Below are 22,599 nucleotides of genomic sequence, written 5' to 3'. Positions count from 1 at the left end.
TCGGGTCCACTCAACGGTGGACTGTGCCTTTGGCGCGGTCCGCCGCGAGCTCCCGCAATTTGAACTTCTGGATCTTCCCGCTTGCCGTCCGCGGCAACTCGTCGACGACGATCAGGCTTTCCGGGAGCTTCTGCCGTGCGATGTTGCGTTCGATCAACCATCCGGTGAGATGCTCGAGCTCGATGTCGACTTCGGCCTCCGGTACAACGATCGCGCAGACTCGTTCTCCGAGGACGGGATCCGGCGATCCGACGACCGCGACGTCGGCAATCATCGGATGGGCGAATAGGTGGTCCTCTACCTCTTTGGCACTGAGATTCTCGCCGCCGCGGATGATGATGTCCTTCTTGCGGCCGACGATCTCGAGGTAGCCCTCGGTGTCGAGACGTCCGAGGTCACCGCTGCGGAACCAACCGTCCGCGGTGAACGCACTGTCGTTGAGCCGGTTGTCGAGATATCCGAGGAACATCTCCGGCCCGCGCAGCAGAATCTCGCCGGGAATCCCTGGGGTCACGTCCTGCATGTCGTCGTCGACAATTCGGATCTCCGCAGACTTGATTGCTCGGCCATCTGTCGTTGCTCGTTTGGTCAAGGGATCGTTGCGCTTGCCGGCCGATGCCGTCGGAAACTCCGTCGATCCGTAGACACGCGCAACCAGTGCATCAAGGGTGTCGGTGGCCTCGATGACCAGGTCAGGGGGAACATCGGCGCCACCACAAAGGAAGTTCCTCATCGAGGAGAGGTCATGTGACGAGCCGGACGGGTCGTGGACGATCCCGTGCAGGAACGGAGTCGCAGCGACCGTCGTGGTGCAGCGGTACTCGTCGATCAGACGCATGCCCGCCTGCGGACTCCAGACATCGAGCAGTGCCACGCCGCTGCGCAGCATCGGTGGTAGCTGGATCCCGTACAGGATTCCGGTGATGTGTCCGACCGGCGACGGCATGAAGATCACATCGGATTCGCTCAGTTCGAGAAGGTCGGCGATGCTGCGGTTCTCGTAGTTGAGAGTGTTGTGGCTGTGCATCGCGCCCTTGGGATCGGATGTGGTTCCCGAGGTGTACAGCAGTAGCACCACATCGTCCGGTGAGCGGTCGACACGGTTCAGCTTTTCCGCACCGTCGACGAAGGCGTCGTACCGAATGCCGCCGGCTGGGCTCCCCTCACCGACTACTACGACGGTAGGTGGTTCGTCCAGTTCACGAGCGATCTCGCAGGCCATCGCCGCGTAGTCGAAGTTCCGGAAGACCGACGGGACAAAGACGATTCTCGAAGCAGACTGTCGCAGAATGAACGCGGTCTCGGTATGCCGGTAGATCGGGATGATCGGGTTGCTCACAGCACCGATACGTATGGCAGCCAGATGGACCACGCACGCTTCGATCCAGTTCGGTAACTGCCACGAGACGACATCGCCAGGCGCAATGCCATGCGCTTGCAAGGCGCTTGCCAACGCATTCACTGCTGCGTCGAACTCGGCGAAGGTCAACGATCGGGTTGGCTCGGCGAGTGCCATCCGGTCCGGTACCGCGGCGGCTGCGGTCGCCAGATAGTCGTCGATGAAGGCGCCGTCCCAATCCCCGGACGCCACGTAGTCGCGAGTGGGAGCGACATTTCCACCTCGTGGGATCATCAGACCGCCTTCGCCGTGCTTGCGTGTTCTGTGGTCTGCGCCAATGCTGCCGCACCGACCATCTCTTCCAATGCCCGGGTATCGCCGTACCAGGGCCGTAGGGCGAGCGCTCGTTTGTAGAACCAGTGCAGATCGACCTCGGCGGTGAATCCGATTCCACCGTGCACCTGGATCGCGTCCTGGCAGACCTCGACGGCCACCTTGGAAGCGTGCGCCTTCAGCACAGCTGCGTCGACCGCTGTCGGCGCCTCGCTGTTCACCAAGTCCGCGAGTACGGAATCGCAGAGATTCCGGACCGAGGCGGCATGTACATGCATATCGGCGATGATGTGCTTGATCGCCTGGTAAGACCCGATCGGGCGACCGAATTGCTCACGCTCCTTCGCATAATCGATTGTGGTGCGTAAGCAATGGGCGGCGATTCCACTCAACTCACATGCGACGAGCGTTCTGACCCACGAACGGATCTCTTCGATCAGCCTCGGCGCTGCAGACGGATCAGCGAGCGGCGTGCCGGCGACGTCGTCCAGACCAACCGAAGCGAAAGACGAGAGCGGATCTGCGTTGGCATCGGCCTGGATCATCTCGAGGCCTCCCGCATGGGGATCGACGAGCCATAACTGCTGATCATCCGAAACGACGACCAGCTGCGTCGCATCACCACCGAACCGAACGAGGTGACAGCGTCCGAAGAGTCTGCCGTTGCGGACGGTGATCGATCCGCCGTCCCAGTCTCCGGTGGCGTGCGGATCGACGAGGGCCAACTGTCCGTCACCGCTCATCGCTGCCTTGAACGCTGCGCGGGCGGTCTCCGGTGCATCAGCGGCCAGAACAGCCGGAAGTAGCGAGTTCTCCAGCAATGGCCCCGGTACCAGGTACCTGCCGTACAGGGTGAACAACGGTCCGAGCGACGCCATCGGAAGCCCCAGCCCGCCGAACACCTCGGGTACAGAGGTAGCGAACACTCCCATCTCGCCGAGAACACCACCGAGCTCGGTGACCCTCCTCTCCGAGAGCACTGCGCGTCGGGTGGCGGAATCGTAACTGCGTGCGAGGAAGTCTTCCAGGCTGTTGGCCAGTTCTGCAGTAGTGGTGTCGTCAGCCACGAGGGAGTCCTAGCAGTCGTTCCGAGATGATATTTCGCTGAATCTGAGAGGTGCCGCCATAGATGGAGGTCGCCCGCGAATAGAGGTGGTCATGTGCCCACCGATCTGATGCCAGCCCCAACGGCCGACTTTCCTCGACGGCCCGGTATGGACCGAGAAGCTCGGCGATCTCCCCGAAAACTATCTGCTCGACCTCGTTGAGCAGAAGCTTATCGACGGAATCCTCCGGAGTCGGGACCTGTCCCGCAGCGAGTCGCGCGACCGTTTTCTGCGTTTGCGCGCTCAGGACTTTCAATGCAACGTGCGCCTTGCCGATCGCTATGCGTACACGGCGTCCGAGCCCGGTTTCCGGCGCGGGAAGCCCATGATCTCGAAGCGCAGCGACGGCGTCTTCGAACGCGACTTCGTAATCGACTCGCCGGCGCAACGTGTAGGCAGCACGCTCGATACCGAGAGTGTGCGTCGCAACAGCCCAACCGCCGTTGAGCTCTCCGACAAGATTCCGCCGCGGAACGCGCACTTCGTCGAAGAAGACCTCACAGAATTCGCGGTCGCCCGTCATCTGCTCCAGTGGCTTCGGCGTGATTCCCGGCGTGGACATATCCACCAGCAGGTAGCTGATTCCGGCGTGCTTGTGTGCCGCAGGGTCGGTACGAACGAGCAGCGCACACCATTGTGCCTTGTGCGCCCAGCTGGTCCATACCTTCTGGCCGGAGATGACGAACTCGTCACCGTCGAGCACGGCCCGGGTGCGCAGCGAGGCAAGGTCCGATCCGGCCCCGGGTTCGGAGAAGCCCTGGCACCAGATGTGCTCACCGGAGAGCAGCTTCGGTAGGAGTTCTTCTCTCTGCCACTGCTGGCCGAACTCGTCGATCGATGGTCCGACGACGTCGAGGCCGATCAGACCGATAGGCATCGGCGCCCGGGCATAGGCCAATTCTTCAGCGAACGCCAGTTGGTGCAGATGGGACAGCCCTTGGCCACCGGCCTCCTTGCTCCAGCTGATGCCCAACCCTCCGGCTTCGAACAGCACTTGCTGCCAGTCGCGCAGAACATCGAATCGCTCGTCGAGATCGAGGGGAACGGTGGGAATGTCCGCGTCGGCCAGCCACGCGCGGACCCCGGACCGATACTCGGCCAGATCCGTCGTCATCTAGGTCACCTGCCCGTGTAGTGGGGAGTACGACCTTCGAGGAAGGCGTTGACTGCTTCCTTGGAGTCCTCGTAACCGGACAGTTCACCGGTGAGCGACTGCTCGTACTCGTAGCCGGACTCGAGGTCCATGTACTCGATGGTGTTCATACTCAGCTTCGCGAAGCGCAGTGCGGCCGGGCTGTGCCGGGCAAGTGAATCGGCGAGAGCCTGGGCACGAGTCATCAGCTCGTCGTTCGAGACGACCTCGACGATCCCACCGAACTTGTAAATGTCTGCGGCCGGCACCATGTCACCGCTCAGATGCATCAAGCGGACCATGCCTTGTGGGACGAGACGCGAGAGATGCTTGGCGCCACCCATAACCCCCACGTTCACTTCCGGCAATGAAAATCGCGCGTTCTCCGCAGCTACGACCAGGTCACACGAGGCTGCAATGCACAGGCCCGTACCGACAGCCGCACCCTGCACCGCTGCCACCGTCGGCTTCGCACTGTCCCGGATCGAGAAAAAGGCCTCGCGTACCTGTTTCATGCGTGCGGGCGAGTTCTCCGGCGACAGGGTCTTGAATTCTTCCAGGTCGTTGCCACCGCAGAAATGCTTGCCGCGGCCTGCGACGACGACGACACGCGCGTCGGGAAGGTACTTGTCGACATTGTCGAAGAACTGCTTCAGTTCGACGTACATGTCCTGGCTGACTGCGTTGGCCGGCGGGCGGTTGAGCCAGACCGTCGCAGTCGCTCCGGACTCCTCGAACTCGATAAACTCGAACGTTTCCATGCTGGTCCATCCTGTTCTGAACACCGTGAGCAAGCCTGCAGCGTCCGACATTAAGTCTATGAATGCTAATCTCTAGTCGGATGCTTGTCTCGTGAGATGAGAGCACATTAGGGACCTTATCCGCATTTTGTCAACGGCTACTAATTTCTCACCCCGCGCGGAGCACAGATGCAGTCTGCGTAGCCGCGCATCTCGCTCCGGATCGGAATGCCCGCTCGTGCACCACCTTTCGTCCACAAGTCGCAATACGCACTACGAAGCCGCAGTGCGGCACAGTAGGCAGCGCGGCAATACATGCAGCCCCCGGCCGGGTCGGCCGCTCCTTGCTCGACCGACCCGCTTCACCACCACAACTTCCCCACACAGCGTCATGCACGTCACAGCACGATGTCAAGGGATACTAACTTCAGGCCCCTGTCCTAGTACCACGCAATGGATCCACATACGTCGACGCAGACATCCCGAGCGGCCGGTAAAGCCCCAGCGGCGCCCAACAATCGTCGAGGACTTCTCCCCTAGCAACGATGATTCGCGAAGAAACTCCCCCCACCGGTGACAACAAGTCATCAAATGCTAAGAAGATCTCCTAAACCGACTCGAACCCCTCTCCTCGATCCCGAGAAGTAGGCCGCTCACCGCTCACGCAACGGCACACGGTCAGCATCGGGGAGAGGCGTGTCCTGAGATCGACGCTGGCGGTCTTTACGCGGCAGCCTGGACGATCCGGTTCTCCGCACGCCCACGAGACCGTCGTCCTCGACCCGTCGAGATTTCGGGCGCCTCGTCGTGAACCAAGAATCACTTGTCGGACGCTGCGAACCGATCAGCTTCCATGCGCTCCGAACGATATTGGGAGGCTATGTAAGGTCTCGATGAGGCCGGTCGGTGGGAGACCAACCCTTGACGCATCCGCGATACGCGGCGGGTGCGAAGAAGTTCGGGGCCGGTCGACGCATTCCACCCGGCACCATTACGGGTCGACTCGGCACACCGTATGCGGGTCTCGGGCCATCCCGGTGGGCACCGGTCGCCACCTCGAGATCCCCGAGCCGCCTATGAGCTCAATTAAGTTAGCGATGGTTACCATTAGCGAAACGCTGCACCGTCCATACTTCGAGCCCGAGGCCGGCGGCTCCCCGACCACCGTGACCAACGACCGTGCAGAACACCTACATTCACTACAGTCGCATGGACGCGTCGGGAAGGCGCGGGTACCAGATCATCGCGAACACGAATTAGTGATTCTTGACATATTTTGACGACGGGGGCACCATCGTCCCATTCGGAGAGTGCGCGTTAGCGCTCGATGACATTCGTGAACTCGGGACATCGAAGGGTGCCCGCTGCGGCGTCCGACATCGACTTTGTCCAGAGCTGCGATCGATCAGATGAATCGAACAGCCCGAGGCTTCAGATCCAAGGTGCGAAAGGAATACACAATGGTCTCCCTACTCGAGGACACTCGTCCCGTAACCGAGGAGCTCGACGTGCTGGTAGTCGGCGGCGGGTTCGCCGGCGTCTACGCGCTCGAACGCCTGCGCGCGTTGGGGTTCACGGTGAAGCTGTACGAAGCAGGCTCCGAGGCCGGCGGTGTCTGGCACTGGAATCAGTACCCCGGCGCCCGGGTCGATACCGAGGCCACGGCGTACCAGTTTTCCGACGAGCGCATCTGGAAGGAGTGGGACTGGTCGGAGATGTTCCCCGGTCAGGAGGAACTGCAGGAGTACTTCCGCTTCGTGGTCGACAAGCTCGAACTCGGTCCGGAGATCCACTACAGCACTCGCGTGCTCGCAGCCCGATTCGACACCAGTCGCGATCAGTGGGTTGTCGAGTCCCGCAACGAGAATAGCGGTGAGACCTTTCTGACCCGGGCACGGTTCTTCCTTCCGATGCTCGGTACGGGTTCCAAGAAGCTCATCCCGAACATCGCGGGGCGCGACACCTTCGAGGGCGACATCTTCCACACCGCCGAGTGGCCCACGGGCTACGATATGCGCGGCAAGCGCGTCGCGGTGATCGGCACCGGCGCCAGCGGTGTACAGGTCATCCAATCGATCGCCCCTCAGGTGGAGTCGATGACGGTCTTCCAACGCACGCCGTCGATGACGCTACCGATGTATTCGGCCAAGCTCGATCATGCCGCGAACGAGGAGCTACGCAAGAGCTACCCGAAGTTCTTCGAGTTCCGCAACCAGACGTTCGGTGGTCTCGCCTACGACCTGGTCTACAAACCGACAGCCGAGATGACCGACGAGGAGTTCACCGAAGGACTCGAGAAGCTGTACGCCGAAGGAGGCCTACAGATCTGGCTGGGCGGTTACGCCGATCTGTTCTTCGACGTCGAGGTCAGTAACCGAATCTACCGTTTCTGGCGCGACAAGACCCGCGGCCGGATCAAGGATCCCGTCCTCGCCGAGAAGTTGGTTCCGACCGAGCCTCCGTATCCCTTCGGCTCCAAGCGATGCCCGCTGGAATACACCTACTACGAAGCCTTCAACCAAGACAACGTCGAACTCGTGGACGTCAACGACAACCGCATCGATCACATCTACGAGAACGGCATCGTCACCGCTGATGGTGTCGAGCGCGAATTCGACGTCATCGTCCTGGCGACCGGATTCGACTCGTTCACCGGTGGCCTCTGCGACATCGACATCGTAGGCACGAACGGTGAGACCTTCGGCGAGACCTACGCGAACGGTGTTCACACCCTCCTCGGTCGTGCCACCTCGGGTTTTCCGAACATCCTCTTCGTCTACGGACCGCAGAGCCCGTCGGCCTTCTGCAACGGACCGACCTGTGCAGAGCTCGAAGGAGACTGGGTGATCGACTGCCTGGTCAGTATGCGTGAGCGGGGCCTGACCCGGATCGAAGCGACGCCGGAGGGCGAGAAGGAGTGGCAGCAGCACTTCGAGGAAGTCACCGCCGCCACGATCTTCCCGCTCGCGGACTCCTGGTACATGAATGCCAATGTGCCCGGGAAGAAGCGTGAACTGCTGGCCTACCCCGGTGGTCTGGCCCAGTACCTGAAGAAGAACCAGGAGTCGGCAGAAAACGATTACGCCGGCTTCGTCCGCACCTGAACACAGTGATGTGACGGCACGGGTGCTGGGGTCGGACAACCCCAGCACCCGTGCCGTCACTGTTGAAGTAGATGGATGCGCCGCTCCACTGTGTGAGCTCGACGTTCGAGCCCGAGGTCACCGAATACTCGCTCACGGCGATGAACACTGCGCTCGAGCAGTTTTCGGAACCTCGGCAGGTCCTTCGATCCGAACGACACGGTCGGGACCTGGCCGGCATCCGCCCGACGTCGACTACGCCCTCAGGTCCGAACGCACCAATATGGACGACGTCGACGCCGATCTGTCACGTACGGTCCACCAGGCGGTCGTCTCCAACTCCGGTGCTCCGACCGGTCGAGAGCGGGAGAAGGGTCCGGTTCGAAAACCGACCTACAGATCGGAAGGCAGAGGCGTGCCTGACCCACGCGTCCCAGCACGCCGGTCGACATCAGTCTGCAAACAGGGCATGCACTACCCGATCGAGCTCGGATTCGAAGTCCGGGGAGCGGAGGAAATGGGGAATCCGAACCAAGTCGTGCACCACGGTGACCGCGATGCTCACGAGCGACTGCGCGGCCGCCGGGTCGACATCCGGCCGGACCGAGGAGTACCACCGGCGCAGCTCGGAGACAAAATCGTCATTGATCCGCTCGAAGCGCTCACGATCCTCGTCTGGAAGGTAATGCCCTTCGGTCAGTGCCACGGCGAGGAGATCCACGGCCTCGATTCCGAGACGCACGTACCCGGAAATCAACGCGGACAACACTTCGGCCGGATCAATGGAGGTGCGCAGCGCTCGAACGACCTCCAATGCTCGCCACTCGGCGAATCGCTCCATCAATGCGACGAGGATGCTCGACTTGGTCTTGAAATACCGGTAGATCGCCGGACCGGCGAACCCGACATCCGCTCCGATATCGTCGATGCTGACGCCGGCATATCCACTGCGACGAAAGGCTGCCGCCGCGGCCGCAAGCAACTGCTCGCGCCGCGCCATCGGCACGTTCTCGACAGTCGGCGTCTGCCGGCGACGCACAGGCTCGACTGTCGGCGCAGCGATGATCCGTTCGCATGCCGTTGCCATCACGGTAGCGAGACGAGACCGCGAAAGCGCGCTGTCGTAGAACGCCGGGCTGGTCAAGACGCTGACAACCGCCCAACTGCGAACATCGGTTGCGAACGCGCCGAGGCCGGGGTGGCACGGACGGATCAGTCGACCGGCAACGTTGTCCGAGATCCACACTGCCCTGCTTCGTACGGTTCGGAAATCATCCTCGTCGAGATGGCGTGCTTCACGCTGCCACAGCACCGACAGCCGGCGACTTTCGATACCGACACGCGCCAGGTAGTCGAGATGCCGGGCCAGCTCCTCATCCGACTCGACCTCTGAGATCGAATCCAGAGCGTCGATCCAACGCTGTTGATCCTCATCGATGATGCGGGCGAGGAGTTCCTGCTTGTTCTTGTAGTGCCGATACACCGCACGCGCGGTGACTCCACTCGCCTCGGCGATATGGTCTACGCGAACGGCGTGAAAGCCCCTGAGTGCGAACAGCTCACGTGCATTGTTCGCAATCTGCACATTGCGGTCCTTCGGCCGACGTGACGTCGGTGCAACTCGGGCTTCAGCCCCCATGGGTCTCTCCGTTCATGACGGGCTCAGCTCCGGACCTCGCCTCCGGTAGACACGTCGCGTCGCTGTTGAGCATGTCGGTCCAACTACGCCCCAGCCAGGGCGCTCCCCCGTCGGGTCGTGCGAGACTGCTACGTCGCTCCGGTTGAACGAGCACAGACCTCCTCCAATCTTCCGGAGACACTTCGCAGCCACACACCGACCACGACAAGTTGTTACCTCAGGTTACCTAATTTGCGCCTGCGACCCGACATGAACCACCCGCAAGCACATATCATGCAGGTTGTTTATCTCAGATGAGAGGTCAAACCACCATCTGGTGACGACCACTGACAGTTATGGACCATTGACTTACTATCCTATCGGTCGATAGGATCGTCCGAATGGACGTCCGAAGACCGAAGGCTGAAAAGTGAAGAGCTGCTCGGCATTCCCACACCGTCATGGTCTGTCCGTTCCCGAGACAGACAAGATGCCGGAGGCGTCCTTCCACCGCCACAGCCATCCGAGCGGCACGCGAATCAGCGTGAATCACCGCCCTGACCCGGCGCCCTCAGATCCGGATTCTCGCTGACGATGTCGAGAAGAACCTCGATGACGGCCTGCACCCGTGCCAGGCGAGCCAGTTCTCGCGGAACAACCAACCAATAGGTTCTCTCGGCCACGAACTTGTCCGGGAGTACGGGCACGAGATCGGGATCGGCATTACCGATGTAGGTCGGGAGCGGCGCGATACCCACCCCGTACCTGACAGCCTGATAGTGGCCGGTGATGTTGTTCGTCTGGACATGCGCGCGATCTTTGGGCAGGAGACGCTCGAGTCGACGTAGCGGCTCGACGTCCAAGATGGCGTTCACGTACCACACCAACGTGTGGTACTCGAGGTCGTCGAGGGCCTCGATGGCACTGTGCGTGTCGAGGTAGCGACGTGATGCATAAAGACGCAGGTCGTAGTTGGCCAGCTTGCTGACGGACACCGATCGTGGTGACGGCCGTTCGAGAGTGACTGCGAGGTCGAAGTCGCGACCGGTCACCAGATCGTGTGTGGTCGACGTACGCAGCTCGGTGAACAGGTCAGGGTGTCTGTCGCGCACCATGCCCAGTCCCGGAACCAACACATAGGCGCCGAAGCCGTCCGGGGTGAGAATCCGGACAGTGCCGTGAAGACTGCCGGATCCAGCGGACGATGTCGCGTCGAGTGCAGCCAACAGAGTCGATTCGACCGCTTCTGCGTACGGCACCAGACGCCGGCCGGCCTCGGTCAGTTGCCATCCCGACGATCCCCGGTCGAACAGTCGCGCTCCCATGTCTTTTTCGAGTCGGGTGATCCTGCGCGACACCGTGGTCTGATCGACGTCCAGACGTTTGGCCGCGTCCGCGATCCGCCCGGTCCGTGACAACTCCAGCAGAAAACGCATGTTATCGGCGGTGAACATCCCACTCCCTCGCTGCTGCAAAATTGCAGTTCTCACTGCGAAGATACTCGTTGACCGCGGCACATATGCACCGACAGACTCGAGAAAACCACAGAGTCACAGGAGCACATAACCATGACCGTCATCCCACACTGGTTGGACAACAAGCCCTTCACCGGCACCAACGGCACATCGGCCCCGGTCACCAACCCCGCCACCGGCGCAGTGACTGCAGAAGTTGCACTTGCGAGCACAGACGACGCCCGCACGGTGATCGAGGCAGCCGCGGCGGCGTTCCCCGCATGGCGAGATACCTCGATCGCCAAGCGCACACAGATTCTGTTCGCATTCCGTGAACTGCTCAACGCCCGCAAGCAGGAATTGGCTGCGATCATCACCTCCGAGCACGGCAAGGTGCTCTCCGACGCGCTCGGTGAGGTCTCCCGCGGCCAGGAGGTCGTCGAATTTGCCTGCGGCATCGCCCACCTTCTCAAGGGTGGGATGACCGAGAACGCGTCGACCAAGGTCGACATGGCGTCGATCCGCCAGCCCATCGGGCCGGTCGGCATCATCTCCCCGTTCAACTTTCCCGCCATGGTTCCGATGTGGTTCTTCCCCATCGCGATTGCCGCCGGGAACACCGTGGTCCTCAAGCCGTCGGAAAAGGTTCCCACGGCAGCGCTGTGGATCGCCGAACTGTGGTCCGAGGCGGGCCTGCCTGCCGGCGTGTTCAACGTCCTGCAGGGTGACAAGACAGCCGTCGACGAACTACTCACCAATCCGGCGATCAAGGCCATCTCCTTCGTCGGGTCGACCCCCATCGCGAAGTACGTCTACGAAACCGCAACCGCCCACAGCAAGCGCGTCCAGGCACTCGGCGGCGCGAAGAACCACGCCGTTGTTCTGCCGGACGCCGACCTCGATCTGGCCGCCGACGCGATGGTGAACGCGGGCTTCGGCTCCGCCGGTGAGCGCTGCATGGCGATCTCCGCACTGGTCGCGGTCGGGGACATCGCCGATGAGCTGGTTGCAAAGATCAAGGATCGCACCCTGAGCCTGAAAACCGGCGACGGCACAAAGGACTCGGATATGGGTCCATTGGTGAGCAAAGCACATCGTGACAAAGTGTCTTCCTATATCGACGCCGGCGAAGCTGCCGGCGCCACCGTCGTAGTCGACGGCCGGTCCGTGCAGGCCGATGGCGGAAGCGACGGATTCTGGCTCGGACCGACCCTTCTGGATCACGTCACCACCGATATGAGCGTCTACACCGACGAGATCTTCGGCCCCGTCCTGTCCGTCGTACGGGTCGAGACCTATGACGAAGCCCTCGAATTGATCAACTCGAACCCCTACGGCAACGGCACCGCCATCTTCACCAACGACGGCGGCGCAGCCCGCCGCTTCCAGAACGAAGTCGAGGTCGGTATGGTCGGCGTCAACGTCCCCATCCCCGTCCCCACCGCGTACTACAGCTTCGGCGGCTGGAAGAACTCCCTCTTCGGTGACACACACGCCCACGGCACCGAAGGTGTGCACTTCTTCACCCGCGGCAAGGTCGTCACCACCCGCTGGCTCGACCCCAACCACGGCGGCATCAACCTCGGCTTCCCTCAGAACGACTAAGGACGGCACCATGAGTATCCAGATCGCCTTCCCACGGTTCCTGCGAATCGGCGGGGGCACCGTCGACGACATCGGGGACGTGATCCGTCAACTCGGATTGCAGCGCCCGGTAGTGGTGACCGACAAGTTCCTCACCTCGACTGGCGCGTCCGAACGGATCTTGACTCTCCTGCGCGAAGCACGCATCACACCAGCCCTGTTCGACGACACCGTTCCCGACCCCACCACCGACTCCCTCGAAACAGGGCTCGCCCTGCTCGCCGATCACAACGCCGACTCGGTGATCGGCTTCGGTGGCGGCAGCCCGATGGATACTGCGAAGGCGCTGGCCGTCCTCGGGGTCCGCGGGGGCCGGATGCGGGACTACAAGGTCCCGCACGTCTACACCGGACCAGCGCTTCCCGTCGTCGCGATCCCGACCACCGCCGGCAGCGGCTCGGAGGCTACGCAGTTCACCATCATCAGTGACAGCGTCACGGACGAGAAGATGCTCTGTCCAGGCCTGTCCTTCCTGCCCATCGCAGCAATCGTGGACTTCGAACTGACAATGTCCATGCCCCCTCGCCTGACTGCCGATACCGGAGTCGATGCACTTACCCATGCGATCGAGGCGTATGTGAGCCGAAAAGCCAACCCTGTCTCCGACGGCCTCGCGCTCGCAGCCATGCGCACCATCGGCCAGAATCTGCGCACCGCGTATGAAGACGGTGAGAACAAGCAAGCGCGAGAAGCCATGATGCTCGCCGCTACCCAGGCCGGCATGGCGTTCTCGAACGCAAGCGTGGCCCTCGTTCACGGAATGAGCCGACCCATCGGCGCGCACTTCCATGTCGCGCACGGGCTGTCCAACGCCATGCTGCTCCCGGCGATCACCGCATTCTCCGTCAAGGGCGCCGAGTCACGGTACGCGGACTGTGCCAGGGCCATCGGTGTGGCCACCGAAGCCACCGGTGACGGTATCGCCGCGCAGTCCCTCGTCGACTCCCTGGCCGAACTATGTCATGACCTGGCTGTTCCCACTCCCCGCGACCACGGTATCGACCGAGCTCGCTGGAACGATCTGATCCCACTGATGGCGCAACAGGCGCTCGATTCGGGTTCGCCGGGCAACAACCCGGTTGTGCCCACTGTCGACGAAATCGCCGAACTGTACGTCGAGGTCTACGACTAGCGTGGATGCGATCCGCGCCCCGCGCTGTCCGACGAGTCAGGGTGAGAGCTCGAGCGGCAGGACCCTTTCGGTCCTGCCGCTCAGCCGCCCCCATCGCCGGGGAGCTCGCTCCGCAACGATGTCACCGTCGTCATGAACTCATGCACTCAGTCAGGACGTGAACGTCCGGATACAGCATCGAGATAGGCAGAAGCTGTACCCGTGATCCGCGTACCCTCGACGATCATCGGCCAGGTCCCGTCCATACCGGCGTCGACGGCGGCACGGCTGAGCTGACGCTCCCAGAACGCAGCGGACCCGAATTCCGAACGCCACTGCAACGCAGGCAGGGTGAGCCGGTGGAGGGTGTGCTCATGGGTGGTGCCGATTGCGCCGTGCACTTGGTGAGTGTTGCGCACCGCCACGGCCAGCGCTGGTGAGACCACACTGCGGGCCACCGCGACACGAAAGGCCGAGAAGTCGCCGGCAAGGTCGTCGGTAACAGCGTCTGCGAGAGCGGTGTCGACGGCGGCACGGGCAAGGACGGACTCGGCTGCAGTGTCGACCACGAGATTCTGCACGGACTGGAACCGCGCCAGAGGGCGCCCGAACTGAGCGCGGTCGGTGGTGTGTGCAACCGCCGAAGCCAGCATGCCCTCCATAGCGCCGACGCACTGGATCGCACGGATGAGAGCGCCGCGCAGGACGTAATCCTCGACGGCACGGGTGTCCACCGGTGTCCAGGTGACGTCACCGTCGACCCGGACCGACCCGAGGGGCACCTCGGAGATCCCCTCGACCGCCTCGACGGTCAGCCGATCGGTGGGCACGTCCGCGATCTCGTAGCCCGCATCGACCCGACGCACGCAGACAACGGACCCGGTGGCGCCAGCCCACGGCACACGTTGCGCGAGGCCGTCCGCCCTCAGGACGGCGACGGTCGCTGTGTCCGACGACGAGTCGTCGAGGCCGGCCGCGCGCCTCAAGGGACCTGCCAACAGATCGGTCTCGGCGAAGGGCACGGCCACGCCGCCAGCGGCGGTCGTGCGTAACAGAGCAGCGGCCTCGACCCAACCCGCGCCGCTGCCCCCGGTCTCCTCGGGTGCGGTCAGCCTGGCCAGTCCGACCGCACCCAAGGTGGCCCACACAGCGGCCGGATCCGGCTCGATGTCCGGCCCCGAGTGCCCAGCGACAAGATCGTCCATGAGGTCCTGGAGATCCCCGTCTACGGCAAGATCGATTGTGCTCGCGGTCGTGGTCATCAGCGCATCCCCAGCCCCCGCGCGATCACGCCGCGCAGGATTTCGTTGGTACCGCCGCGAAGTGTGAACCCCGGACGCTGGTGTAGTCCGGCCCTGCACAGAGCCTCGATTTCCGCTTGCCCGTCCATGGTCTCGTCACCCAGCCGATCAGAGACGTACTCGACGAGGTCGCCTTCCATGCTGGTACCGAGGAGTTTGACCAGGGCGGCGGCGGTGTCGGCCTTCTCGCCCCGTTGAAGGGCTCCGGCGATGTTCTGGCTCAGTGCGTGCAGTCCGACCATCCGGGCCACAGAACGTCCCAGGTCGGTGCGCTCGGGCAGCAGTCCCTTTCGGACCGCGCCGATCTCGGCAGCCAGGAGCCGGAAGGTCGAAAGGAAACGCTCGGGTCCACTGCGTTCGAAGGAAAGCTCCGAGTTGACCTGTTCCCATCCGTTGCCCAACGTGCCGAAGACCCTGGCGTCGGGAACGAATACCTCGTCCAGAACGACCTCGTTGAAGTGGTGGTCGCCGGAGAGGGAAATGATCGGCCGGATCGTCACGCCTCGGGAACGGAGGTCGACGATGAACTGGCTCAGGCCCGCGTGGCGGTGTGCCGTGTCGAGTGGTTCCGTGCGGGCCAGCACGATGAACGCCTCAGCGTGGTGGGCGCCCGAGGTCCACACTTTGGTGCCGGTGACGGTCCAACCGCCCTCCACTCGGGTGCCGCGGGTCCGGACACTGGCCAGGTCCGATCCTGAGTCGGGCTCACTCATTCCTATGCCGAAGAAGCACTCACCCGCAGCAATTCGGGGAAGGTACTTGTGCTTCTGCTCTTCGGTGCCGTATCTCAGCAGCGATGGTGCAATCTGGCGGTCTGCCACCCACTGCGCTGCAACCGGAGCGCCTACCGCGAGCAGTTCCTCGGTGACAACGAAACGCTCGAGATGGGTCCGGCCGTGCCCGCCGTACTCGGTCGGGATGGTCATTCCTACCCAACCGTGCTCGGCGAGGCGGCGGGTGAAGTCCTCGTCCCACCGGGTGAGCCAGGTGTCGATGCCCGGTGTCAGTGTCCCTGCCGCGGTCTCCTTCTCGAGAAAGGTGCGTACCTCGGCGCGTAGAGCATCCATTTCATCAGTGGTCACCGTCGTCGGCGGCGCGACGGAGGGGTTCATAGTGCCTCCATAGGAAGTTCCGGCTGGGGCGAGGCCCGACATGCTCGCGTGAATTTCGCCGCCGAGTAAGCGGCGGCCGGTCGGATCGGGGGGGCGAACGCCGGCCCCATCTCGGATGGACACTATCCAGTCCTCGACATCTACGCAATAGCGCATTATCTTACGTAATTATGTATCGGTTGGAGGAGTTCTCCCTGTTGATAGGCTCACGAAATGGCTGACACTCCTGGGTCCCCCGGAGCCGTGCCGGTCGAGAAGGTTCCCGGCCGTCCCCGGCACCGCATGGTCGATCGGGTGGCGTCGATCCTCGAACTCGTAGCCCGGTCCGAAAACGGCCTCACCCTCACCGCTATCGCACGGGCACTCTCCGCGCCCGTCAGTTCGGTCCAGGGCTTGATCAACGGTCTCGTCGCCGTCGGCTACCTCGACGAGCGCGACCGGATCTACACCCTCGGCACCGCGCCCTATCTTCTCAACGTCATCGCAGGCCGACCTCCGGTCACCTCGATCAGCCATGATCAGCTCGAGCAGGTCCATGCCGAGACCGGGTTGACCATCACACTGTCCACATCTGTCGGCGACGACCTGTTCTACGTCGATCACGTCTCTTCCGACCCGCATTACGCATACCTGGCAGAAAACCGGGTGCGCCGATCTCTCCTGCGTACCTCTGCAGGATGGCTCTTGCTGGCCGATCGCGATCAACGTGACATCTGGGCGTACCTCAACTCTCGACCATCCTCCGATGCCGACTTCGTCGAGCGCTTCCTGCACTCACTCGATGAGCTCGAGAACACCGGCGTATGCGTGGCACCCGGTGTGGCCGTTGAACATGCAGACGGGGTATCGGTCGCCCTCCGAGAACGCGGCCGGACCATCGCCACCCTCGGCGTGGTCGGGATACGGGAGACCATCGTCGAACGGCAGGACGAACTCGTCGAGATCTGCCTGCGATACGCCACCAAGTGGGGCTTTCGCTAGCCTGCAACACGGACACTGATTCCTCGATGAGTCGCTCGACCCGGCTCGACGACCGTGTCGACCGACGCCACACCCCGCCTGACACAGAAACGGACCAGGGTTGATGCGGTCACTCGCGGTAAGCGACCGCATCCGTGAGCAACACGCGACGGCCAGGCCGCCGCCTCTCGAGCGAGCGTGACCCTCACATCGCGATCGGACCCGCCTGCTCGATCTCTCGACCTTCACCTAACAGATGATCGATTCCCGGTGCACCGCTCGACCACCGGATATATCGGAGGGTGCGCCTCCACGCGGCGCGACTTCCGGATCGAACGCCGCAGACCGTAACGGTCGGCAGGGTCCGGCAGACGCCCTCGATCACAGCGGAGGAACGTGCGCCCGAACATGTCTCGCACCCTGTAGCCACCATTCACATCGTTGATCTGCTTCTGATCTCCGGCCGGCCGCAGGGGAGCGTCGCGCAAGCACTCCACAACAGCGAGTTCGCTTCGCCCACGTCGTCGCCGTAGCACCCGTCCGCGACATCGGGCGGAACCGAGGGTCCCGCACTCGTCGATGTGCCGTCGACACCAAGCAACTCGGCCTGCACGCGCCCGAGTGTCAAACTCCCCCGCCGACAACAAACACCCCTTGTCCTGACATGGTCCCCCCTCGCCTTCAGAAGACGCGCAAACCTTGCCGCAGAGCGCCTATCTACTTATTTACGTATTTTTATTTCTAGTTGCGGATTTTTTGGTGGGTCGCTATTGTCGATTCATTCCATCTCCGTGACCCATGCCACACCCCATACGCAACGAGGTCGCAACTCCGACAGGCCGTTTGACTTTCGGAAAGCAAAGCCAGACACAACGCCCCGGAACTCTGCCCGCACGTCAGCCTCGGAAAGGTCTAGGCCCATGACATCAACCCATCTCCCTGAGCACGCCACGACGGAAACGCAGGATTACGACGTCATCGTGGTCGGCGGCGGTTTCGGCGGGATCTATCAGCTGCGCCACCTTCGGGACAAAGGGTTCTCCGTAATCCTGCTCGAAGCCAGTGGAGGCTTCGGTGGGGCCTGGAGCCTCAACCGCTACCCAGGCGCACGCGTCGACAGCCACGCACCCGTCTACCAGTTCACCGATGAATACCTTTGGAAGGACTGGAACTTCTCACAGATGTTCCCGGACCACGAAGAGATGCGCAGTTACTTCAACTACGTCGACTCCAAACTGGACCTGAGCAAGGACTCGCGCTTCAACACCAAGGTCGTCAGCGCGACGTTCGACGAGGACGAGCGGATGTGGACCCTCGTCTCACAGAACGACGAGAGCTTCCGCGCACGCTTCGTCGTGTTCGCAACGGGATCGACTACCGAACCCTACATCCCGAACATCCCTGAAATGGACGCCTATCGAGGTGAACTCGTCCACACCGCGCGGTGGCGAGACGACATCGACATGACCGGCAAACGAGTTGCCATCATCGGCACCGGCGCCAGCGCAGTCCAAGTAGTTCAGGAAGCCGGCCCTGTCGTCGAGAAACTCACCGTCTTCCAGCGCACGCCGAACCTCTCGTTGCCCATGCATCAGGAATACCTCACCGAGGAGAGGCAGGCGGTCCTGAAGGAGACCATGCCGGATGTGGCGGTCAAGTGTCGCGAAACGTTCGCTGCGATCGACTACGAGTTCGATCCCCGAAATGGCGTCGACACGTCCGAGGAAGAGCGTCTCGCACTGTTCGAACGTCTCTGGAATCAGGGCGGATTCGCATTCTGGCTCGGGAACTTCTCCGATTACCTCTTCAGCGAAGAAACCAACTCGATGGTCTACGAGTTCTGGAAGAGCAAGATCAAGCCGCAGATCCTCGACCCGGTGAAGGCCGACCTGCTGGTGCCTGACGTAGCGCCTCATCCGTTCGGAGCCAAGCGGCCGGCCCTGCACCAGAACTACTACGAGGTGATGAACCAGGAGAACGTCGAACTCGTCTCCATCCAGGAGTCACCGATCACCGGGTTCACGGCAACCGGAATTCGCACATCCGATGGTATCGAGCACGGAGAGTTCGACATCATCGTACTTGCAACCGGATTCAACAATAATACCGGTGCGCTCACTTCGATGGAGGTCCGCAACTCCGCTGGCGTTACCCTCGGCGAGAAGTGGCGCCAGGGCGTCGACGCATACCTCGGCGCATTCACCGCCGGCTTTCCCAACGCCATGTTCGTGTACGGTCCGCAGAGCCCCGCCGCCTTTGCGAACGGGTCCACGAACGCGGAGCTTCAAGGTGAGGTCATGGTCGAGTTCCTCGAATTTCTTCGTTCGGAGGGCCTTACCCGGTTCGAATCGACTCCCGAAGCCGACCAGACCTGGACCGATCACATCAACGGTACCGATGACATGGCGCTGTTCAAGCATGCAAAGTCCTGGTACAACGGCAGCAACATCCCCGGCAAGAAGCCCCAGATGCTTCAGTATCTGAACGGTCTGCCCATGTACCTGGATTTCTGGCACAAGGAAAAGGCGGCAGGATACACCGACGGACTGCGGGTATCGTGAGGTTTCGCTCAATCGGATTCAACCTCGGAAGAAGTGAATAATGCCTGTCATCAACAGCATTGAACGTGAACGTTTCTTCATCGACGGCCAATGGCGCAAAGCGAGCACCTCCGATCTGGCACCGGTGTTCGAGGCAGCAACCGAGCGCCCTCTGGGTGTTGCTGCGATGGGCGGGCCCGAGGAGATCGATGCGGCTGTGCACGCCGCACGGGCCGCACTCCAGAAAGGACCCTGGGGGCGCAGCACCCCCCACGAGCGAGCTACAGTGATGCGGCGCTTCGCCGACAGCCTCGAGCGTCGAGGAAGATCGACTGCAGAGCTCGTCAGCCGGCAGACCGGAATGATCTCCTCCTTGTCGGTGAGCACAAGCGCAACGGCTCCGGTAGCGATCCTGCGGTCCATGGCAGATCTCATCGAGACACGAACATTCGAGACCCGCCGACCCAGCAGCATGGGCTCCACCATCGTGCGAGAAGAACCCGTAGGAGTCGTGGGCGCAATTACTGCCTGGAACTATCCACAGCTCTTGGCCATGGCCAAGATCGGGCCCGCACTGGCAGCAGGATGCACTGTAGTTCTCAAGCCGGCACCGGAGACGTCGCTCGATGCCTATGTACTCGCAGAGGCAGCCGAGGAAGCCGGTCTACCACCTGGCGTCCTCAACATCGTTGCCGGCGGCGTTCATGCAGGCAAAGCCCTTGTAGCCCATCCCGATGTCGACAAGATCGCCTTCACCGGTTCCACTGCAGCAGGACAAGCGATCGGCGAGGTCGCCGGCCGCAGTTTCAAGAGAGTCTCCCTGGAGCTCGGAGGAAAATCCGCAGCCATTGTGCTCCCCGATGCCGACCTCGGCGTCTTTGCCAGAAGCCTCAAAGACGCCGTGCTCAAGAACGGGGGACAGACATGCACCACGAACTCCCGCATCTTGGTTCCCCACGGTAGGTCCAGCGAGATCATCGACGTCCTTGCGTCCTACGTAGACGGCTTGGTCATGGGAGACCCACTCGACGAGTCGGTAACCATGGGCCCCATGGTAAGCGAGCAGCATCGGGAGCGGGTGAGGAGTTACATCCGCCTCGGGCAGTCCGAGGGATTCCGAACGATCCGCGGCGGAACCGACTCCCCTGAGCAATGTCCCCGCGGCTGGTTCGTGTCTCCCACCATCTTCGAGGGTGTCGATAATCGCAGTCCGCTGGCACAGGACGAGATTTTCGGACCTGTCATCTCCGTCATCCCTTATGAGACCGAAGAGGACGCCATCAACATGGCGAACGACACACCATTCGGTTTGGGAGGAGTCGTCTTCACGGAAGACACCGAACACGGCTTGGACATCGCGTCACGTATTCGATCCGGAACCGTGGGAGTGAACTACTACTCCCTCGATACCGGCTCCCCGTTCGGCGGCGTGAAGAACAGCGGAGTCGGCCGCGAATTCGGGCCCGAGTCCCTGGACTTCTATCTCGAGTACAAGTCGATATACGTCTAGGCTTCGCAACGCCCGCAGACCCTCCATATCGCCCCCGACAGTGCGTCCAGCCTGAGACTTCATCCGATGGAAGGAACGAGTAGCTACACGGAGCATGCCCGTCGTCTTCAGCGTCGCTGACTATGGGCAACTACCCGCGGTCGATGCAGGTCAGCGATGGCTGAGAATACTCCGTTCATGCTTTGTCCCTCCCTCCGGAGGCCAGCGACTTCCAACCGCACAGAATGAGCAATCATGCCTGAATCCTCATCTGCCATCCTCCCGGCCGAGACTCGAGAATCCGCATCCGAGACTCTGCGTCCACGGACCGGCGCACTCACCGACATCCGGGTCGTCGATCTTTCGCGGGTGCTGGCCGGCCCGCTGTGCGCGCAAGTGCTCGCCGACCACGGTGCCGACGTGATCAAGGTGGAGCCACCTACTGGTGACGACACACGCAGCTGGGGCCCGCCTTTCGTCAAGGATGACCACAGCGCCTACTTCGATGGCTTGAACCGCAACAAGCGGAACATCAGTGTGGATTTGCGTACCGAGGCCGGCCAACAACTGCTGCGCACGATGCTTGCCGAAGCCGATGTCGTCATCGAAAACTTCAAGGCGGGCACCCTTGCGAAGTGGGGACTCGACGACGACGTGCTCGCCGCCGAATTCCCGCGACTCGTGCACTGTCGAATCACCGGGTACGGAGTCGACGGGCCGCTCGGTGGTGCTCCCGGCTACGACGCAATTCTCCAAGCCTTGTCGGGGCTGATGAGCATCAACGGTGAGCCCCACGGTGATGCCATGCGGATCGGGATCCCTCTGGTCGACATCATCACGGGTCTCAACGCTGTGAACGGCATCCTCATGGCACTTCACGTGCGGCAAAAGACCGGACGCGGGCAACTCGTGGATCTGGCACTACTCGACAACGCTGTGTCGATCCTGCACCCACACGCCGGCAAGTGGTTTGCCACCGGCGTCGCGCCGGAGCGGACGGGCGTGGCACACCCGACGATCTGTCCCTATGAAACGTTCACCTGCGCCGATGGCCCCTTCTTCATCGGTGCCGGCAACGACCGGCAATTCCGCGCTCTGGTCGTGGCGCTCGACGCTTCAGACCTGGCCGACGACCCGAGATTCGTCACCAACTCCGACCGGATGGCAAACGCAGCTCAACTGCGCGACATCCTCGGCGGCCTCGTCAAAACTTGGCAGCGCGAAGCTTTGGCGGCCCTGCTACGGCGAGCCGGCGTACCGTCGGGGTCGGTGAACAATGTCGGAGAGGCCCTTTCGCTACCGCAGGTCCGTCACCGCGAGATGGTGGTCGAGTGTGACGGCTACCGGGGTCTCGGCGTACCCGTCAAACTCGCTGGGTCCCCCGGTGCTGTGCGGTTCGGGCCGCGCGACCGTGGCGCCGATACCGATACTGTGCTAACAGAACTCGGACTTCTCGAAGACGATATCGAGCAGCTGCGCGCCGCCGGGGCACTGCCCGAGTAACAGCTCACCTGCACGGCGGATCTTGGCCATGCCTACCAGCAGAGCTGGTTCCACACACAGCTGCCGGCAAGGTCACCGACCGTATGCAAGCCACACCGTCGTCCGGCCGTTCAACGCCGATCGCGTTCTCTCCG

15 protein-coding genes are annotated in these 22,599 nt (G+C 62.4%); 7 read left to right on the top strand and 8 right to left on the bottom strand.

Annotation, left to right across the window (positions count from 1 at the left end):
* Positions 1–10: 10 nt before the first annotated feature.
* From BLV31_RS04625 to BLV31_RS04610, 4 genes are read right to left on the bottom strand one after another with little or no spacing between them, the layout of a single operon-like run.
* A complete protein-coding gene (locus BLV31_RS04625; protein ID WP_064061491.1) occupies positions 11–1,633 on the bottom strand; it encodes an AMP-binding protein in 1,623 nt (540 codons plus the stop codon).
* Positions 1,633–2,739 (bottom strand): acyl-CoA dehydrogenase family protein, encoded by a 1,107-nt coding sequence (locus BLV31_RS04620; RefSeq protein WP_039585265.1) that lies wholly within the window; start codon positions 2,737–2,739, stop codon positions 1,633–1,635. Before BLV31_RS04620 ends, BLV31_RS04625 begins: the two co-directional genes overlap by 1 nt.
* Positions 2,732–3,892, bottom strand: a complete 1,161-nt coding sequence (locus BLV31_RS04615; RefSeq protein ID WP_064061490.1) for an acyl-CoA dehydrogenase family protein — start codon at positions 3,890–3,892, stop codon at positions 2,732–2,734. Before BLV31_RS04615 ends, BLV31_RS04620 begins: the two co-directional genes overlap by 8 nt.
* 5 nt (positions 3,893–3,897) lie before the next feature.
* The gene (locus BLV31_RS04610) at positions 3,898–4,671 is read right to left on the bottom strand and encodes an enoyl-CoA hydratase-related protein (protein WP_064061489.1); all 774 of its coding nucleotides are present in this window, start codon (positions 4,669–4,671) and stop codon (positions 3,898–3,900) included.
* A 1,439-nt stretch (positions 4,672–6,110) separates the two neighbouring features.
* On the opposite strand from BLV31_RS04610, the gene BLV31_RS04605 reads away from it, so the two are divergent.
* Positions 6,111–7,754: a flavin-containing monooxygenase gene (locus BLV31_RS04605; RefSeq protein WP_064061488.1), complete on the top strand. Its 1,644-nt coding sequence runs from the start codon at positions 6,111–6,113 to the stop codon at positions 7,752–7,754.
* A 430-nt stretch (positions 7,755–8,184) separates the two neighbouring features.
* On the opposite strand, the gene BLV31_RS04600 is transcribed toward BLV31_RS04605, so the two are convergent.
* A complete protein-coding gene (locus tag BLV31_RS04600; RefSeq protein WP_072740604.1) occupies positions 8,185–9,318 on the bottom strand; it encodes a TetR/AcrR family transcriptional regulator in 1,134 nt (377 codons plus the stop codon).
* Between the two features lie 572 nt (positions 9,319–9,890).
* The gene (locus BLV31_RS04595) at positions 9,891–10,805 is read right to left on the bottom strand and encodes a LysR family transcriptional regulator (protein WP_064061486.1); all 915 of its coding nucleotides are present in this window, start codon (positions 10,803–10,805) and stop codon (positions 9,891–9,893) included.
* A gap of 114 nt (positions 10,806–10,919) precedes the next feature.
* Between BLV31_RS04595 and BLV31_RS04590 the strand changes: the two genes are divergently transcribed.
* Entirely contained in the window at positions 10,920–12,410 is a 1,491-nt protein-coding gene (locus tag BLV31_RS04590; protein ID WP_064061485.1) for a CoA-acylating methylmalonate-semialdehyde dehydrogenase, read from the top strand.
* A 10-nt stretch (positions 12,411–12,420) separates the two neighbouring features.
* Positions 12,421–13,581 carry an iron-containing alcohol dehydrogenase gene (locus tag BLV31_RS04585; protein WP_064061484.1) on the top strand — a complete coding sequence of 387 codons (1,161 nt, stop codon included), beginning with the start codon at positions 12,421–12,423 and terminating at the stop codon, positions 13,579–13,581.
* Between the two features lie 146 nt (positions 13,582–13,727).
* On the opposite strand, the gene BLV31_RS04580 is transcribed toward BLV31_RS04585, so the two are convergent.
* Both BLV31_RS04580 and BLV31_RS04575 read right to left on the bottom strand, forming a co-directional pair.
* Entirely contained in the window at positions 13,728–14,822 is a 1,095-nt protein-coding gene (locus BLV31_RS04580; protein WP_064061483.1) for an acyl-CoA dehydrogenase family protein, read from the bottom strand.
* The gene (locus tag BLV31_RS04575; protein WP_064061482.1) at positions 14,822–15,973 is read right to left on the bottom strand and encodes an acyl-CoA dehydrogenase family protein; all 1,152 of its coding nucleotides are present in this window, start codon (positions 15,971–15,973) and stop codon (positions 14,822–14,824) included. Before BLV31_RS04575 ends, BLV31_RS04580 begins: the two co-directional genes overlap by 1 nt.
* A gap of 282 nt (positions 15,974–16,255) precedes the next feature.
* Here BLV31_RS04575 and BLV31_RS04570 point away from each other — a divergent pair, with 282 nt between their 5' ends.
* The 4 genes from BLV31_RS04570 to BLV31_RS04555 all read left to right on the top strand — a co-directional run bounded on the left by BLV31_RS04570 (position 16,256) and on the right by BLV31_RS04555 (position 22,465).
* Positions 16,256–16,954 carry an IclR family transcriptional regulator gene (locus tag BLV31_RS04570; protein WP_153008491.1) on the top strand — a complete coding sequence of 233 codons (699 nt, stop codon included), beginning with the start codon at positions 16,256–16,258 and terminating at the stop codon, positions 16,952–16,954.
* An 899-nt stretch (positions 16,955–17,853) separates the two neighbouring features.
* A complete protein-coding gene (locus BLV31_RS04565) occupies positions 17,854–19,494 on the top strand; it encodes a flavin-containing monooxygenase (protein ID WP_060655096.1) in 1,641 nt (546 codons plus the stop codon).
* 40 nt (positions 19,495–19,534) lie between these two features.
* Positions 19,535–20,983 carry an aldehyde dehydrogenase gene (locus BLV31_RS04560; RefSeq protein WP_039584512.1) on the top strand — a complete coding sequence of 483 codons (1,449 nt, stop codon included), beginning with the start codon at positions 19,535–19,537 and terminating at the stop codon, positions 20,981–20,983.
* Positions 20,984–21,217: 234 nt separating this feature from the next.
* On the top strand, positions 21,218–22,465 hold the full coding sequence (locus tag BLV31_RS04555) for a CaiB/BaiF CoA transferase family protein (protein WP_039584513.1): 1,248 nt from the start codon (positions 21,218–21,220) through the stop codon (positions 22,463–22,465).
* Positions 22,466–22,599: the final 134 nt, after the last annotated feature.

Source organism: Rhodococcus pyridinivorans (genome assembly GCF_900105195.1).
Classification (GTDB): domain Bacteria; phylum Actinomycetota; class Actinomycetes; order Mycobacteriales; family Mycobacteriaceae; genus Rhodococcus; species Rhodococcus pyridinivorans.
Note: the sequence above shows the minus strand (reverse complement) of the source record. Positions and strands in the feature narration are given on the sequence as shown.

What these genes read in the sequence shown, in the direction of transcription:
- BLV31_RS04625 (WP_064061491.1), bottom strand. Translation starts at nt 1,633, where the DNA reads ATGATCCCACGAGGTGGAAATGTCGCTCCCACTCGCGACTACGTGGCG.
- BLV31_RS04615 (WP_064061490.1), bottom strand. Translation starts at nt 3,892, where the DNA reads ATGACGACGGATCTGGCCGAGTATCGGTCCGGGGTCCGCGCGTGGCTG.
- BLV31_RS04610 (WP_064061489.1), bottom strand. Translation starts at nt 4,671, where the DNA reads ATGGAAACGTTCGAGTTTATCGAGTTCGAGGAGTCCGGAGCGACTGCG.
- BLV31_RS04605 (WP_064061488.1), top strand. Translation starts at nt 6,111, where the DNA reads ATGGTCTCCCTACTCGAGGACACTCGTCCCGTAACCGAGGAGCTCGAC.
- BLV31_RS04595 (WP_064061486.1), bottom strand. Translation starts at nt 10,805, where the DNA reads ATGTTCACCGCCGATAACATGCGTTTTCTGCTGGAGTTGTCACGGACC.
- BLV31_RS04590 (WP_064061485.1), top strand. Translation starts at nt 10,920, where the DNA reads ATGACCGTCATCCCACACTGGTTGGACAACAAGCCCTTCACCGGCACC.
- BLV31_RS04585 (WP_064061484.1), top strand. Translation starts at nt 12,421, where the DNA reads ATGAGTATCCAGATCGCCTTCCCACGGTTCCTGCGAATCGGCGGGGGC.
- BLV31_RS04580 (WP_064061483.1), bottom strand. Translation starts at nt 14,822, where the DNA reads ATGACCACGACCGCGAGCACAATCGATCTTGCCGTAGACGGGGATCTC.
- BLV31_RS04575 (WP_064061482.1), bottom strand. Translation starts at nt 15,973, where the DNA reads ATGAACCCCTCCGTCGCGCCGCCGACGACGGTGACCACTGATGAAATG.
- BLV31_RS04570 (WP_153008491.1), top strand. Translation starts at nt 16,256, where the DNA reads ATGGTCGATCGGGTGGCGTCGATCCTCGAACTCGTAGCCCGGTCCGAA.
- BLV31_RS04565 (WP_060655096.1), top strand. Translation starts at nt 17,854, where the DNA reads ATGACATCAACCCATCTCCCTGAGCACGCCACGACGGAAACGCAGGAT.
- BLV31_RS04560 (WP_039584512.1), top strand. Translation starts at nt 19,535, where the DNA reads ATGCCTGTCATCAACAGCATTGAACGTGAACGTTTCTTCATCGACGGC.
- BLV31_RS04555 (WP_039584513.1), top strand. Translation starts at nt 21,218, where the DNA reads ATGCCTGAATCCTCATCTGCCATCCTCCCGGCCGAGACTCGAGAATCC.